The following is a 14,412-nucleotide window of genomic DNA, read 5'->3' as shown; positions in this document are numbered from 1 at the left end:
ATGGCAAAGCAACCCGCAATAGAGCAAGACGGAACAATTATCGAGGCATTATCTAATGCAATGTTTAGAGTTGAGTTGGAGAACGGTCACGTAGTTACCGCTCATATCTCAGGAAAAATGAGAATGCATTATATAAAACTTTTGCCTGGCGATAAAGTGAAATTGGAAATGAGTCCTTACGATTTAACGAAGGCTCGTATAACCTATAGATACTAATAAATCTTATAAGTGTGATTTATTCAAAATTTTTTATTACTTTTGCAGTCTGAAAAATTTTGATAAGTTTCTATTTAACAGAAACTTCGCATTTGTTAGAAAAAAATAAATGAGATGAAAGTAAGAGCATCAGTAAAAAAGAGAAGTGCCGACTGTAAGATTGTACGCAGAAAAGGGCGCCTTTATGTTATTAACAAAAAGAATCCTAGATTTAAACAAAGACAAGGCTAATTATGGCAAGAATTGCAGGGGTAGATATACCTAAACAAAAGCGAGGAGTTATAGCATTAACCTATATCTTCGGAATTGGCAACAGTAGAGCTCAAAAAATTCTTGAAGCTGCCAAAGTAGATGAGAGTACTAAAGTTTCAGATTGGACTGATGAAGAAATTGGGAAAATCCGTGAAGCTGTTGGTCAATTTACTATTGAAGGTGAATTGAGATCCGAAGTTCAGCTTAGTATTAAGCGTTTAATGGATATTGGATGTTACCGTGGTATTCGTCACAGATCAAGTCTTCCATTAAGAGGTCAGCGAACTAAGAATAACTCTAGAACGCGTAAAGGAAAGAGAAAAACAGTTGCGAACAAGAAAAAAGCAACTAAATAATAAGTAGTTATGGCAAAGTCAACAACTAAAAAACGTAAAGTAATCGTTGATTCTTTTGGTGAGGCGCACATTACAGCTTCTTTCAATAATATCATTGTTTCTTTAACTAACAAAAAAGGAGATGTAATCTCTTGGTCAACTGCCGGTAAAATGGGTTTTAGAGGATCTAAGAAGAATACTCCTTACGCTGCTCAACTTGCTGCAGAAGATGCTGCTAAAGTTGCTCACGAAGCAGGTTTAAGAAAAGTGAAAGTTTATGTGAAAGGACCTGGTAATGGTAGAGAATCTGCTATTCGTTCTATCCATAATGGTGGAATTGAAGTAACAGAAATTATCGATATCACTCCTATACCGCACAACGGTTGTCGTCCTCCTAAAAGACGTAGAGTTTAATTAATTAGAAAATATCAACAAAGAGTATTACGATTATCGAAGGATTATTTAAGAAAGACCTTAATTCATAATCACTCTTTAAAATTTAAATAAATGGCAAGATATACTGGTCCAAAGAGTAAAATCGCAAGAAAGTTTGGAGAAGCTATTTTTGGAGATGACAAATCTTTCGAAAAAAGAAATTACCCTCCAGGACAACACGGAAACAACAGACGCCGTGGTAAAAAATCTGAATATGCTATCCAGTTAATGGAGAAGCAAAAAGCAAAATATACTTATGGTATATTAGAGCGTCAGTTTAGAAATATGTTTAAAAAAGCAACTGCAGCACAGGGTATTACTGGTGAGGTTCTTTTGCAATTATGTGAATCTCGTTTAGATAATGTAGCTTACAGAATGGGTGTTTCTCCTTCTAGAAGTGGTGCTAGACAATTAGTTTCTCATAGACATATTACTGTAAACGGCGAGATCGTAAATATACCTTCTTACCAATTAAAAGCTGGTGATGTAGTTGGGGTAAGAGAAAAGTCTAAATCTTTGACAGCTATCCAAAGTTCTTTGGAAAATGCTAGTAATGTTTACGAATGGATTACCTGGAATTCTGAGAAGAAAGAAGGAACTTATGTTTCTATACCTTCAAGAATTCAAATTCCAGAAAACATTAACGAACAATTTATCGTCGAATTATATTCGAAATAATCTTTAACAGACAGAACTCATAATATGGCCATACTAAATTTTCAGAAGCCCGATAAAGTTATCATGATTGATTCGACTGAGTTCGAGGGCAAGTTTGAATTTCGTCCCTTAGAACCAGGATATGGATTAACAGTAGGTAACGCTCTTAGAAGAGTACTGTTGTCTTCATTAGAAGGTTTCGCAATAACCTCTTTGAGAATAGAAGGTGTAGATCATGAGTTTTCTACCATTGCTGGTGTTGTAGAAGACGTTACTGAAATTATTTTAAATTTAAAACAAGTTCGTTTTAAAAGACAAATAGAAGATGTAGATAATGAAACTGTAACCATTTCTTTTTCGGGTAAGGATCAACTTACTGCAGGAGATTTTCAGAAATTTATTTCAGGATTCCAAGTACTAAATCCAGATTTAGTAATTTGTAATATGGAAGATAAAGTAAATCTCAATATCGAACTTACAATCGATAAAGGTCGTGGTTATGTGCCTGCTGAAGAAAATAAAAAAGCTAACGCTCCTTTAGGAACTATTTTTACAGATTCTATTTATACACCAATAAAAAATGTAAAATATAGTATAGAGAACTTTCGTGTAGAACAAAAAACTGATTATGAAAAATTAGTTTTTGAAATCTCTTCAGATGGTTCAATTCACCCTAAAGATGCTTTGACTGAAGCTGCTAAAATATTAATCCATCACTTTATGTTATTCTCTGATGAAAGAATAACATTAGAGGCAGATGAAATTGCTCAAACTGAAACTTATGATGAAGAATCACTTCATATGAGACAGTTGTTGAAATCTAAATTAGTAGATTTAGATCTTTCAGTAAGAGCTTTAAACTGTTTAAAAGCAGCAGAAGTAGATACTTTAGGAGACTTAGTTTCTTACAATAAGAATGATTTAATGAAGTTCCGTAACTTCGGTAAAAAATCTTTAACAGAGCTAGAAGAACTAGTAAACGTAAAAGGGCTTAACTTCGGAATGGATTTATCAAAATACAAATTAGATAAAGATTAATACGTCATATTTTGCTCCCCATCAAAAAGGGTTTGGAAGCAAGATGATGATTAAACAACAATGTCATGAGACACGGAAAAAAAATAAACCACTTAGGTAGAAAAACTGCTCACAGAAAAGCAATGCTAGCCAATATGGCTGCTTCTTTAATTGAGCACAAAAGAATCAATACTACTGTTGCTAAAGCAAAAGCTTTAAAACAATTTATTGAGCCTTTAGTAACAAAATCTAAAGAAGATACTACGCACAACAGAAGATTAGTTTTTTCTAAACTTCGTGATAAATATGCGGTTAGTGAATTATTTAGAGAAGTTGCACCTAAAGTTGGAGATCGTCCAGGTGGTTATACTAGAATCATAAAACTTGGTAATCGTTTAGGAGATAATGCTGATATGGCACTTATTGAGTTGGTAGATTTCAACGAGATCTATAACCCTAAAGGTGGCGATGCTAAGAAGAAAACTACTCGTCGTAGTAGAAGAGGTGGTAAAAAGAATGCAGAAGAAACAACTAATTCTGAAGCGACTACTCCTGAAAATGATGAAAAAGCATCTAATGAAGAGAAGTAAAATGATTTTTATTTTTCAATAATATTAAAAGGATAAACTCTAAGGGTTTATCCTTTTTTTTTAACTTAACCTAAAATATTATTCAATCGTAATGAAATATAACGTTCGTAAAAAAGCAATTTTATTATTAGAAGATGGTACAATTTTTCACGGAAAAGTTGTTGGAGATAAAGAAGGTACTTCATTTGGTGAAGTATGTTTTAATACCGGAATGACAGGGTATCAAGAAATTTTTACAGACCCTTCTTATTATGGACAATTAATGATTACAACCAATGCTCATATTGGTAATTACGGTACATTTTCTGAAGAAATAGAATCAGAAAATATTAAAATCGCCGGATTAATTTGTAAGAATTTTAGTTATAATTATTCTAGAGAACGTTCAGATTTATCTTTAGAAGAGTTTTTAACCAAGAATAATTTATTAGCCATTTCAGATGTAGATACACGTGCTTTAGTTTCTTACATTAGAAAAAACGGTGCGATGAATGCTGTTATATCAACCAAAGTTGAAGAAATAGAATCATTAAAAAAAGAACTTGCAGCTGTTCCTTCTATGAAAGGGCTCGAGTTAGCGTCAAAAGTTTCTACTAAAGAACCATATTTCGTAGGTGATGAAAATTCTTCTTTAAAAGTAGCTGCTTTAGATATAGGGATTAAGAAAAATATCTTAAGAAATTTAACCAAAAAAGGATGTTATGTAAAAGTATTTCCATTTGATACAACTTTTGCAGAAATGGAAAGTTGGAATCCTGATGGATATTTTCTTTCTAACGGACCTGGTGATCCAGAGCCTTTAACAAGTGCGATTGAAGTTGCAAAAAATATTATAGAAGCAGATAAACCACTTTTTGGTATTTGCTTAGGTCATCAAATTATAGCTTTAGCAAATGGAATTGATACCTTTAAAATGCACCATGGACATAGAGGTATTAACCACCCAATAAAAAACCTAATTACAGGTAAAGGTGAAATCACTTCTCAAAATCATGGCTTTGCTGTAAGTAAAGAATCATTAGAAAAAAATACAGAAGTAGAAATTACCCATATTCATTTAAACGATGAAACTGTAGCTGGTTTACGTATGAAAAATAAAAATTGTTTTTCTGTACAATACCATCCAGAAGCAGGTCCTGGGCCTAATGATGCGCTCTATTTGTTTGATCAGTTCATTGAGAATATGAAAAAACTTAATGCCTGATATTAAAGTCCTTAAAATTTTTAAGGGCTTTTTTGTTAACAATAACGTTTTCGGGAGTTTTAAAATTCAATTTTTCGTAAGAGTTGACATTAATTTAAAGCAAGAAAAATACATTAATTCGTATCTTGCGAGTATATATATTAATTATAAAAATACTATGAGCTTAATTATTGAAATTCACGCTAGACAAATATTTGATTCAAGAGGAAATCCAACCGTAGAGGTAGATGTAATTACAGAAAACGGTATCTTAGGAAGAGCAGCAGTTCCTTCAGGAGCTTCAACCGGAGAACACGAAGCTGTAGAGCTAAGAGATGGAGGTGATGATTTTATGGGGAAAGGCGTAACCAAAGCTGTAGAAAATGTAAATACAACTATTGCTGAAAATTTAATTGGTTTTTCTGTTTTTGAACAAGAAGCTATCGATAAAGCAATGATCGAATTAGACGGTACTCCAAATAAATCTAAATTAGGAGCTAATGCAATTTTAGGAGTTTCTTTAGCTGCTGCAAAAGCTGCTGCCAACGAGTTAAATCTTCCTTTATACAGATATATAGGTGGTGTAAGTGCTAAAACACTTCCTGTACCTATGATGAATATTATTAATGGGGGGTCTCACTCAGATGCACCAATTGCATTTCAAGAATTTATGGTGATGCCAGTAAAAGCAAAAAGCTTTTCTCACGCAATTAAAATGGGAACTGAAATTTTTCATAACCTTAAAAAAGTTTTAAAAGATAGAGGCTTAAGTACAGCTGTTGGTGACGAAGGTGGTTTTGCTCCAACGTTAGAAGGAACAGAAGACGCAATTGAATCGATTCAAAAAGCAGTAGAAAATGCAGGTTATAAATTTGGTGATGAAGTAATGATCGCATTAGATTGTGCTGCAGCAGAATTCTACGAAAATGGAGAATACAATTATAAGAAATTTGAAGGTGAAGGCGGTGTTGTAAGAACTAGTGAAGAGCAAGCAACTTATTTAGCTGAATTAGCTTCAAAATACCCAATTATTTCTATTGAAGATGGAATGGATGAAAATGACTGGGAAGGTTGGAAATCATTAACAGATAAAGTTGGTGACAAAATTCAATTAGTTGGTGATGATTTATACGTAACGAATGTTGAGCGTCTTTCTCGTGGTATCGATGAGGGAATCGCTAATTCAATCTTAATTAAAGTGAACCAAATTGGTACACTAACAGAAACGATTGCTGCAGTAAATATGGCTCATAACGCAGGTTATACTTCTGTAATGTCTCACCGTTCTGGAGAAACAGAAGATAATACGATTGCAGATTTAGCAGTAGCTTTAAATACTGGACAAATTAAAACAGGTTCAGCTTCTCGTAGTGACCGTATGGCAAAATACAATCAATTACTAAGAATTGAAGAAGAATTAGGTGAGATCGCTTATTATCCTCAAGATAAGGCTTTTAAAATCTAATTTTTAAATAAATAAAGCATTGTTGAAAAAGTCCTATTTTAATGAATAGGACTTTTTTATGTTATCAAATAAAACCTAGAAATGTTTAATTACGATAACCTTTTCGGAAATAAGAAAATTCTATAGGTCAGAGTCAAATTATAAAGTATTCTTAACGGCTATTTAACACTTAATTTTGTAAATTAGCGATACTTAAAAATTAAAATTCAATTATACATAACATGTCAAAAACAGCTACGATAGAACTTGACGGGAAAAAATATGAATTTCCTGTTATAGAAGGAACAGAAGGTGAAAAAGCAATTCAAATTAAATCTTTAAGAGGAGATACTGGTGGATTAATTACATTAGATCCAGGTTTTAAAAATACAGGTTCTTGTGAAAGCGCCATTACTTTTTTAAACGGTGAAGAAGGTATTCTTAGGTATAGAGGATATTCTATAGAAGATTTAGCTGAAAAAGCTAGCTTTTTAGAAGTAGCATATTTATTAATTTTTGGTGAACTTCCAAGTCAAAAAGAATTAGATAAATTTTACGGAGATATTAAAGAAGAATCTCACGTAGATGAAGAAATGAAGAAAATCTTAGACGGTTTTCCTAAAACGGCTCACCCAATGGGAGTGCTTTCTTCTCTAACCAGTGCATTAATAGCTTTTAACCCAAGCTCAGTAAATGTAGAGTCAGAAGAAGATATGTACAAAGCAATCGTGAAATTAATAGCTAAATTTCCGGTTTTAGTTGCTTGGACACTAAGAAAAAGAAATAGTAAGCCATTAGATTATGGTGATAGCTCTTTAAACTATGTAGACAACATATTAAAGATGATGTTTAAAAAGCCAAATGAAGAGTATAAAGTAAATCCTAAGGTTTCTGAAGCTTTAAATAAATTATTAATCCTTCACGCAGATCATGAGCAAAACTGTTCTACTTCTACGGTAAGAATTGTGGGTTCTTCTCACGCAGGTTTATTTGCATCTATATCTGCAGGTATTTCTGCTCTTTGGGGGCCACTTCACGGTGGCGCTAATCAGGCAGTGATAGAAATGCTTGAAGGTATTAAAGAAGACGGCGGAGATACTAAGAAATTCATGGAGAAAGCCAAAGACAAAGAAGATCCGTTTAGATTAATGGGCTTTGGTCACCGTGTTTACAAAAACTTTGATCCGCGTGCTAAAATCATCAAAAAATCTGCAGATGATGTATTAGGTGATTTAGGAGTTGAAGATCCAGTATTAGATATCGCAAAAGGATTAGAAAAAGAAGCATTAGAAGACGATTATTTCGTAAAAAGAAAACTTTATCCTAACGTAGATTTCTATTCAGGTATTATTTACAGAGCATTAGGTATTCCAACAGAAATGTTTACCGTAATGTTTGCTTTAGGTAGACTACCAGGATGGATCGCACAGTGGAGAGAAATGAGATTGAAAAAAGAACCAATTGGTCGTCCACGTCAGGTGTATACTGGTGAGAATCATAGAGATTTTAAAGATATTGAAAAGAGATAATCAAATCATTATCAAATTCATAAAAGCTTCATAGAAATATGGAGCTTTTTTTATATTTGCTAAAAAAATAAAATGCTTTCATTACATATCACCAACGAGACCAATCGCCTTAAAGCCGTAATTTTAGGTCTTGCCAGAAATATAGGCGATCAACCCAGTGTCGAAGATACTTACGATCCCAAATCTTTAGAACATTTAAAGGCGGGGACTTATCCTGTAGAACAGGATATGGTCAAAGAAATTAAAGCTGTAGAAGAAGTGTTGAAAAAACATCATGTAGAAGTTTATCGTCCGAAAGTAATAGAAAATTACAACCAAATATTTACCCGTGATATTGGTTTTGTGATTGAAGATAAATTTATTATTGCCAATATATTGCCTGATCGTGAACGTGAGATTGAAGCGATTCAGCATATTATAGATTTGGTGCCTCAAGAAAATTTAATTCGTTTTCCTGAAGAAGCGCACGTAGAAGGTGGCGATGTAATGCCACACGGCGATTATATTTTTGTAGGAACTTATCGAGGTGAAGATTACCCAGATTTTATTACAGCCAGAACCAATGCGAAAGCAATAAAAGCTTTGGAAGAATTGTTTCCACATAAAAAAATAAAATCTTTCAACCTTAGAAAATCAAACACAGATGCAAAAAATAATGCGTTGCATTTAGATTGTTGCTTTCAACCAGTAGGCAAAGACAAAGCGATTATTCATAAAAACGGATTTTTAGAAGAAGATGAATATGAATGGTTGGTGAATTTTTTCGGAAAAAAAAATGTATTTGAAATTACCAGTGACGAAATGTATCATATGAATAGCAACATTTTTTCAATCTCTTCTGAAGTGGTTATTTCTGAAAAGAATTTTACACGTTTAAATACTTGGCTTCGTCAAAATGGTATTACTGTTGAAGAAGTCCCTTATGCCGAAATTTCTAAACAGGAAGGCTTGTTGCGGTGTTCTACTTTACCTTTAATTAGGCAATAACCGCGTCAAGGATTAAGCCAGCGTGTTTGAGCTCTTTTTTGTCACCTTGAGCGGAGTCGAAAGGTTTGATAGATAAAAAAAGCGAGTAGCGAAAGCCTGCCCGGACGCCCAGAGAAAAATATAATTTCTTGATTCAGTTTAAAGAGTATTAAGAAATTTATAATTACAAAACTTAAATTGTTTAGTACAAAAAGATGAAACAAATTACAGATAGTATTTTAATGATTAGACCGGTTGCATTTCGAATGAATGAAGAGACGGCGGTAAATAATTATTTTCAGAAAAATATAGATGGGAATGTAGATGAAATTACCCAAAAGGCGCAAAAAGAATTTGATGAATTCGCAACTAAACTTAGAAGAGTAGGAGTGAAAGTTATGGTAGTAGATGATATTGCAGAAAACAATACACCAGATTCAATTTTCCCAAATAACTGGGTTTCTTTTCACGAAACAGGAGATATTGCTTTATACCCAATGTTTGCTGAAAATAGGCGTAGAGAGCGTCGTGAAGATATTCTACAACGCTTAGAAGATGAAGGTTTTCAAATTAATAATATCATAGATTATACGGCGGGAGAAGAAGAACAAGTTTATCTAGAAGGTACAGGGAGTTTGTTATTAGACCGTGCAAACGAAAAAGCGTATTGCGCACTTTCTGAACGTGCAAGTGAAGATCTGTTAATCGAATTCTGTGAAGATTTTGAATACTTTCCTGTTATTTTTGAAGCGAATCAAACTGTAGAGGGTGAGCGTAAAGCAATTTACCATACCAATGTGATGATGTGCTTGGCAGAACAATTTGCTGTAATTTGTTTAGATACTATAGATGATAAGAAGCAACGTAAAGCTGTACTCAATAGCTTAAAAGAAGACGGAAAAGAAATTATTACGATAACAGAAGAACAAATGCACCAATTTGCTGGCAATATGCTTCAAGTACAGGGTGCTTTCGGTAAAAAGTTTTTAGTGATGAGTGAGCGTGCTCATCAATGTTTAACTGAAGATCAAGTCACTAAAATTGAAAAGCATTGCGAAATTTTGAGCAGTAGTTTACAAACTATAGAAACACTTGGTGGTGGAAGCGCTCGTTGTATGCTTGCAGAAATTTTCTTACCAAAAATTTCTGAATAACATTTTCTATCTATTTCTTTATCTGAAAAAAGTTCTGATTCCAGATTTAAAATATAGTCAACGAAAAAACCTTACCGTTTTAAAACGGTGAGGTTTTTTTATGTCTTTAAAGTTCGGAAATCTTTCACCAATCGAATACCAATTAAAACACTCAATAAAGCAAAAGGCAACGACGTGATAATTAATAATTTTTGCATTGCGGTAAGTACATCAACTTCAGCATTAAAATTTCCTAATATTAAAATGGCTTCGGTGAAAATAAACATAAGTATCGCCCAAATAAGTCGGTGTGTTTTTTTAGGATTTTGTTTTCCTTTATCGGTAAACATACTCAACACGTAAATAGCAGAATCTACCGAGGTAATTAAAAAGCCGACTAACAAAACAATCGTTATTATAGAGGTGAAAGTGGCAAGCGGATAAGCTTCTAAAAAAACGAAAATGGAGGTAAATACATTATCAAAACCTCCATTATAGTTGCCCATAGCTTCAATGAGCTGGAAAGAAGAAGTGCCAAAAACACTAAACCATAAGAAACTACCCAATGATGGAATTAAAATACCCCCTAATATAATTTGACGAATGCTTCTTCCTTTAGAAATTCTGGCAATAAAAACACCAGTAAACGGAGCCCAAGCTAACCAAAATGCCCAATAGTAAAGCGTCCAATCGGTTAAAAATTCTTTTCCTGGATTATAATTTCCTAAAGCTAAACTTAGTGGTAGAAAATCTATCACATAATGATATGTAGCCAATCCAAAATTTTCTAATATTTGAAGAATATCACTTTGCACAAAAATGAAAATCAATAATAAAAATGTGAGTGCAATATTCCAATTCGATAATTTTTGAATTCCTTGGTGAATACCACGGTAAGCAGAAATAAAGCCAAGCAAGAAAATAATGAAAGTAAAAATATAGGCGAAATAATAATTGTTCTCGGTATCGAGTAAGTAGGTAAGTCCGCCTTCAATTTGTGCAGTTCCTAAACCAATAGCAGCTACAATGCCAATTACAGTCGTTAATACGGTTAGTAAATCTACCCCTTTAATTAACTTACTTCCCTCAAATTGTGGAAAAGCATTGCTGAGCAACATTGATTTTTTCCTTACAAACAGATAATAACCCATTACTAAAGCAAAGAAAACATAGAACGCCCAAGCGGTAAATCCCCATTGGTAAAAGGTATATTCTAGCGCAATCACTTCAGCAGAACTTGTTGTTGAAATTGGCGAATTTTGCTGCATAAACACTGGTTCTTGTACCGCTCGTAATAAAATACCAGCGCCCATACCTGCACTGTATAACATAGAGATCCAAGATAAAGTCTTATATTCAGGTTTTGTGCCACCTAATCTTATTTTTCCGAAGGGTGTAAATGCTAAAATCAATAGAAATAATACACATCCCAATCCTAACCATAAATAAAAACTTCCGAAGATATTTCTAATGCTTATTGAATATGATTCAATAGAGGAATAAAAAGTTTCAGGCGAGCTGAAAATCAATATGGAAAGAGCTAAAATAAAAACAATAGAAATCGATAAGAGTAAGTTGTTTTTTAAAAATTGAAGTATTTTGTTAATCACTAGATTTTGCAATTTCATTCAACATTCCTTTAAAGATAAAAAAATGAAACGGAAGCATACTGTACCAATAAGCTCTTCCTGCAAGTCCTTTAGGTCTAAAAGTTGCGGTTTGATGAACAATTCCTTCATCATCAATACAAAATTCTAGCCAAGCTTCTCCAGGAACTCTCATTTCAGCAAACAATAATAAACGTTTATTTTCTTTATCCGCAAGTAATACGCGCCAAAAATCTAAGGAGTCTCCGGTGTTTATTTTATTAAAATGTGTTCTTCCTCTACGTAAACCTACGCCTCCAAAAAGCTTATCTAAAAAACCCCTAAATTTCCATAGTGTGTCGGCATAATACCAACCATTTTTTCCGCCTATGCTCCAAATTTTTTCTAGAGATTCATCGGGATCATCAGCTTTTTGTTGTTGACTATCTTTCAAGCAACCGTGCATAGGAACTTGTACGTATTTATTAAGGTCTTTTTGTTTATATCGGCCACTAGATTTTGAATCTTTCCAGCTAGAAATAACTTGATTTTGTTCAATTTTATCAAATGCCATTTCAATTGCTTTCTCATAAGAAATAGGTTTAATGCCTAGCATATTTTGTAATCGTTTATCTTTAGAGGTAACTTCTACTGTCATACTATCAACTAAATTTACCGCTAATTTATAAGAGGTTGAAGTCACAAAATATAACCAATAAGAGGAAAGTCGTGGGGTCATAAATGGTACGCCAAAAATATGCAATCTTAATCCTCTAATTTTTGAATACTGCAGCATCATTTTTTTGTAGGTAAGCACTTCTGGACCGCCAATATCAAAAACTTCATCATAGCATTTTTCATTTCCTAGAACTCCAGAAAGGTATTGTAAAACATTTCTAATGGCGATAGGTTGGGTTTTGGTATCTACCCAGCGTGGAGTAATCATAAAAGGTAACTTCTCACATAAATCTCTAATAATTTCAAAAGAAGAACTTCCAGAACCTACAACAATTCCTGCTTGTAAGCGGGTGAGGTGAAAGTTGCCTTCTTGTAGTATTTTACCTACTTCTTCTCGCGAACTTAAGTGCTTGGAGCTTTCATTATCATTTGTCATTCCTGTAAGGAAAATAACTTGCTTAACATTTAGAGTTTCTAAATAAGCATTGAAATTTTTAGCTGCTTGTGCTTCTTTTTCGTCAAAATCTTTAGTTGAAGTTGTCATCGAGTGAATAAGATAGTAAGCCGCATCAATATCTTTAGGGAGTATATTGTGCTGTACTTCTTTTAGAAAGTCTATTTCTACAATTTCAATTTCCTTTCTTACTTCAGGATCAACCGAAAGTCTATCAGCACTTCTTACTGCGCAAATTACTTGGTGACCTTGTTCTAGCAATAAAGGTAACAATCGCATACCAATATAACCGTTGGCGCCGGTAAGAAGAATTTTCATGATTTAATTTTTGAAGTAAATTACAATTAAATCCTTAACTTTCGATGCTTTTAAGATGGGTTTATAATATGAAAAATACATTGAAGGTTGTTTTGTTGCTTGTTGGAGCGGTGTTAATTGGCTACGGAATTTACACTATACTTTTTCCGCATATTTCTTTAGAAAACGGAACAGATAAAGTAATAGCGGAAAGCGATAGTACTCAATCTTTCGCTATGATCTGTTTAGGGATTCTAACTTTAGTTTGTGGTATTGCTTTTCGAAAACGATAAAAAATTATTTTAATGATGAAATTATTAATTTCCTTTTTACTATGCCTACCTCTTTTAACTTTTTCTCAAAAAGTAGGTGGAGGTTTTTTTGCTGTTAACCCATTTTATGAAGCCGAAATCGAATTGTGAAACGGAGAAATAATACAGGGATTAGCAAGATTAAACTTGAATAATGAGATAGTTTTTAAAAATAATATTGATGCTAAAAAAGTTTTTTATGATTACAAAAAAGCTAATAATTTTATTTTAAATGATCATGGTGAATTTAAAAAATACGCTTATAAGATTGTTGATGGTGTCGAATATCCTCATGCTATTAAATTATTAGAAGTATTTACAGACGGGAATGTAATTCTTTATTTTAATAAGAAAACTTCTAATACTGCTCATACAGGTGTTACTTCTTCGGGTATGGGAATGATGTATACAAACTTCGATTATTATTTAGGAGTTTCTGGTGAAGATGTCGTTACCGATTTACGAAACGGAAATACTTATTCTAAACGTTTCAAAAAAATCGCTAAAAATACTTTAGCGATTGTCCAGAATTAATAAAAAAAATTAAGTCAAAATATTTTAAACGCAACGGAATAAGAACTGTAGTAAAATACTACAATAACGATTGTAAGTAATTACCTAAAGGCTACCTCTAAAACTGCCATTACCGAAGAGCTAATATATTCTATACCAATAGCGATCACGATAAAACCTATAATTCGTGAAATAGCATTGATACCTGATGCGCCTAAATATTTTACGATTAAGGGAGCGCTTTTCAAAACTAAAAAAGTAGCAAAACATACCGTTAGAATTGATAATACAATTATTATTTTATCTAAGATTAGGTTACGCTCTTCATTTAAACCAATTAAAAATGAAATAGAACCCGGCCCAGCTAACATGGGTATAGCTAGTGGAGTTAAAGATACGCTTTCCCTTTGGTAGGCGTCATCTTTTACTTTTTCACGATCCATACCTTTATGTTTATTGAAGGAGCCTGTAAGTAATGCAAAGCCTGAAGAAACAATAATAAGTCCGCCAGCGATACGGAGCGATTCAATACTAATTCCGAAGAAATTGAGAATGTATTTTCCAGTAAAAAAGGCAATCACTAAAATCACAAAAATATTAATAGCGGTAAAAATTGAAGTTCGAGATTTTTCTGCATTACTATCTTCTTTGGTGAGTCCTACAAAAATAGGAACTGTGCCTAACGGATTGATTACAGAAAATAATGCGGCAAAAACATAGATAAATAAGTCCATTCTTTTTTGCGGCAAATGTGTTTTTTTAAAACTAGATGTAAGTCAGCAATTCTTTAAATGAATGTTTGTAAAAGGTTAAAAA

Annotated in this window: 17 protein-coding genes; 14 read left to right on the top strand and 3 right to left on the bottom strand. The window is 33.0% G+C overall.

From position 1 onward, the window contains the following. The 12 genes from infA to ctlX all read left to right on the top strand — a co-directional run bounded on the left by infA (position 1) and on the right by ctlX (position 9,778). Positions 1-216 (top strand): translation initiation factor IF-1, encoded by a 216-nt coding sequence (gene infA, locus KW502_RS10335; protein ID WP_014031991.1) that lies wholly within the window; start codon positions 1-3, stop codon positions 214-216. Positions 217-330: 114 nt separating this feature from the next. Next, positions 331-447, top strand: coding sequence for a type B 50S ribosomal protein L36 (gene ykgO / locus KW502_RS10330; protein WP_013305171.1), 117 nt, complete (start codon positions 331-333; stop codon positions 445-447). A 2-nt stretch (positions 448-449) separates the two neighbouring features. After that, positions 450-824, top strand: coding sequence for a 30S ribosomal protein S13 (gene rpsM, locus KW502_RS10325; protein WP_219040479.1), 375 nt, complete (start codon positions 450-452; stop codon positions 822-824). A 9-nt stretch (positions 825-833) separates the two neighbouring features. Further along, positions 834-1,217 carry a 30S ribosomal protein S11 gene (gene rpsK, locus KW502_RS10320; protein WP_027885344.1) on the top strand — a complete coding sequence of 128 codons (384 nt, stop codon included), beginning with the start codon at positions 834-836 and terminating at the stop codon, positions 1,215-1,217. Positions 1,218-1,310: 93 nt separating this feature from the next. Then, complete coding sequence (rpsD, locus tag KW502_RS10315; RefSeq protein ID WP_219040478.1) at positions 1,311-1,916, top strand: 30S ribosomal protein S4; 606 nt, start codon at positions 1,311-1,313, stop codon at positions 1,914-1,916. A 24-nt stretch (positions 1,917-1,940) separates the two neighbouring features. Further along, the gene (locus KW502_RS10310) at positions 1,941-2,933 is read left to right on the top strand and encodes a DNA-directed RNA polymerase subunit alpha (protein ID WP_219040477.1); all 993 of its coding nucleotides are present in this window, start codon (positions 1,941-1,943) and stop codon (positions 2,931-2,933) included. A 65-nt stretch (positions 2,934-2,998) separates the two neighbouring features. Further along, a complete protein-coding gene (gene rplQ / locus KW502_RS10305; protein WP_219040476.1) occupies positions 2,999-3,502 on the top strand; it encodes a 50S ribosomal protein L17 in 504 nt (167 codons plus the stop codon). A 91-nt stretch (positions 3,503-3,593) separates the two neighbouring features. Next, positions 3,594-4,706, top strand: coding sequence for a glutamine-hydrolyzing carbamoyl-phosphate synthase small subunit (gene carA, locus KW502_RS10300; RefSeq protein ID WP_219040475.1), 1,113 nt, complete (start codon positions 3,594-3,596; stop codon positions 4,704-4,706). A gap of 157 nt (positions 4,707-4,863) precedes the next feature. Next, positions 4,864-6,150 (top strand): phosphopyruvate hydratase, encoded by a 1,287-nt coding sequence (eno, locus tag KW502_RS10295; protein ID WP_219040474.1) that lies wholly within the window; start codon positions 4,864-4,866, stop codon positions 6,148-6,150. A gap of 221 nt (positions 6,151-6,371) precedes the next feature. Next, positions 6,372-7,658, top strand: a complete 1,287-nt coding sequence (locus KW502_RS10290; RefSeq protein ID WP_219040473.1) for a citrate synthase — start codon at positions 6,372-6,374, stop codon at positions 7,656-7,658. Positions 7,659-7,730: 72 nt separating this feature from the next. After that, on the top strand, positions 7,731-8,645 hold the full coding sequence (locus tag KW502_RS10285) for a dimethylarginine dimethylaminohydrolase family protein (protein WP_219040472.1): 915 nt from the start codon (positions 7,731-7,733) through the stop codon (positions 8,643-8,645). A 194-nt stretch (positions 8,646-8,839) separates the two neighbouring features. Then, positions 8,840-9,778 (top strand): citrulline utilization hydrolase CtlX, encoded by a 939-nt coding sequence (ctlX, locus tag KW502_RS10280; RefSeq protein WP_219040471.1) that lies wholly within the window; start codon positions 8,840-8,842, stop codon positions 9,776-9,778. 98 nt (positions 9,779-9,876) lie between these two features. Here the strand turns inward: ctlX and KW502_RS10275 are convergent, their stop codons facing one another. Continuing rightward, positions 9,877-11,385, bottom strand: a complete 1,509-nt coding sequence (locus KW502_RS10275) for a BCCT family transporter (RefSeq protein WP_219040470.1) — start codon at positions 11,383-11,385, stop codon at positions 9,877-9,879. Beyond that, positions 11,360-12,793 carry an SDR family oxidoreductase gene (locus KW502_RS10270; RefSeq protein WP_219040469.1) on the bottom strand — a complete coding sequence of 478 codons (1,434 nt, stop codon included), beginning with the start codon at positions 12,791-12,793 and terminating at the stop codon, positions 11,360-11,362. The genes KW502_RS10275 and KW502_RS10270 overlap by 26 nt, the downstream gene beginning before the upstream one ends. Before the next feature lie 68 nt (positions 12,794-12,861). Between KW502_RS10270 and KW502_RS10265 the strand changes: the two genes are divergently transcribed. After that, a complete protein-coding gene (locus KW502_RS10265; protein ID WP_219040468.1) occupies positions 12,862-13,065 on the top strand; it encodes a hypothetical protein in 204 nt (67 codons plus the stop codon). 165 nt (positions 13,066-13,230) lie between these two features. Further along, positions 13,231-13,617, top strand: coding sequence for a hypothetical protein (locus tag KW502_RS10260; RefSeq protein WP_219040467.1), 387 nt, complete (start codon positions 13,231-13,233; stop codon positions 13,615-13,617). Between the two features lie 80 nt (positions 13,618-13,697). Here KW502_RS10260 and KW502_RS10255 read toward each other — a convergent pair whose 3' ends face one another. Further along, positions 13,698-14,330 (bottom strand): MarC family protein, encoded by a 633-nt coding sequence (locus KW502_RS10255; protein ID WP_219040466.1) that lies wholly within the window; start codon positions 14,328-14,330, stop codon positions 13,698-13,700. Positions 14,331-14,412 lie beyond the last annotated feature (82 nt).

The organism is Mesonia aestuariivivens, from assembly GCF_019311235.1.
GTDB lineage: Bacteria > Bacteroidota > Bacteroidia > Flavobacteriales > Flavobacteriaceae > Mesonia > Mesonia aestuariivivens.
This window is presented reverse-complemented; position numbering and strand designations above follow the sequence as displayed.